The 1,373-nt window shown below is 60.8% G+C and carries 1 protein-coding gene; it reads left to right on the top strand.

Annotation, left to right across the window (positions count from 1 at the left end; translation table 11 throughout):
* Window positions 1–101 precede the first annotated feature (101 nt).
* Window positions 102–1,118, top strand: a complete 1,017-nt coding sequence (locus tag APM_RS15270; RefSeq protein ID WP_007424278.1) for an IS110 family transposase — start codon at window positions 102–104, stop codon at window positions 1,116–1,118.
* The last annotated feature ends 255 nt before the right edge of the window (window positions 1,119–1,373 follow it).

The raw sequence follows: 1,373 nt of genomic DNA, 5'->3' as shown, positions 1-1,373 counted from the left end.
TCTGTTGATTTCCACTGAGAAGTGTTGGGGTGGAACGGCCCACGGCATCGGATGTGCCAAGATGAGGTCGCTCAATTGACCATCATGAAAGGGCCGTTCCGATGGAATTTAAACGGATATCGATTGACACGTCGAAGCATATTTTCACGATACACGGCGTGGATGTGCATGATCGTGTCATTTTGCGGCGGGAGCTGCGACGTGGACAGATTGAATCCTTTTTCGCCAGGTTGCCGGCGACGGAGATTGCTCTGGAAGCCTGTGCGGGGAGCCATCATTGGGGCCGAAAATTTGGCGCCATGGGTCACCGGGTCAAGCTGATCCCGCCGCAATACGTGAAGCCCTTCGTCAAGCGCGGCAAGAACGATCGCAACGACGCGGAAGCGATCAGTGAGGCGGCCTCGCGGCCGAACATGCGGACCGTGCCGGTGAAGACGGTCGACGAGCAGGCTGCGACGATTGTCGTAAAGCACCGAGAGATGCTGGTCGGGCAACGGACGCAGGCGATCAACGCTTTGCGTGGCCACGCAGCTGAATTCGGTATCGTCGCCGCCAAAGGTTGCGGCAATGTTGAGGCGCTGGTCTGCGTTCTGACAAGCCAGCCCGCCATCCCCGACGGCGCCCGGACGATGTTTGCCCAGATGGGACGGCATGTCGCTGAACTCGATCAGAAGATCCGGGAGATCGACCGGCAACTGCTTGAGCAGCATAAGGCCAACCCGGTCAGTCAGCGTCTCGCTGCGATCCCCGGTATCGGGCCAATTACCGGGATTACCATAGCCCTGTCGGTAAACCCGGCAAATTTCGAGAGTGGCCGCCACTTCGCTGCGTGGCTGGGACTGACGCCACGAGAACATTCGACAGGTGGAAAACATCGCCTTGGCCGGATCAGCAAGGCGGGCAATGAGCGGTTGCGCCAGTTACTGGTCGTCGGCGCGATGGCGGTGGTTCGATACGCCAAGCCGGGCAGCAAATCGGCAAATACCTGGCTGTTGCAATTGCTGGAGCGCCGGCCGCGCAAGATCGCGGCGATCGCTCTGGCCAACAAGATCGCCCGGATCATCTGGGCGATGATGGCGCGCGGCGAGGCATACCGGCGGCAGCCGGCAGCAGCCTGACCGCGGCCGGTGCCAGGGAGGCAAGAGCGATAGAAGAAGATGGCGATCGGTCGAACCGACGAATGGCGACAATCCAGCCGGGGTCAACGGCACATCGATGCCGCAGAAGTGTTTGGACGTCATTCGCGGAACCCATCTGGGCCAGCGGCCATGATGCCGCGCCAACAGGCCGGACACATGACCGCATTCGTGCCGCCGCCAAATTCTCGCACCGTCGATCTTGAATCCCGGGCCGTTCCACACATGACCCGGGAA

Source organism: Acidiphilium sp. PM (genome assembly GCF_000219295.1).
GTDB classification, from domain to species: Bacteria; Pseudomonadota; Alphaproteobacteria; order Acetobacterales; family Acetobacteraceae; genus Acidiphilium; species Acidiphilium multivorum.
The sequence above is the reverse complement of the archived record's forward strand: the minus strand, read 5'-3'. Positions and strand labels throughout refer to the sequence as shown.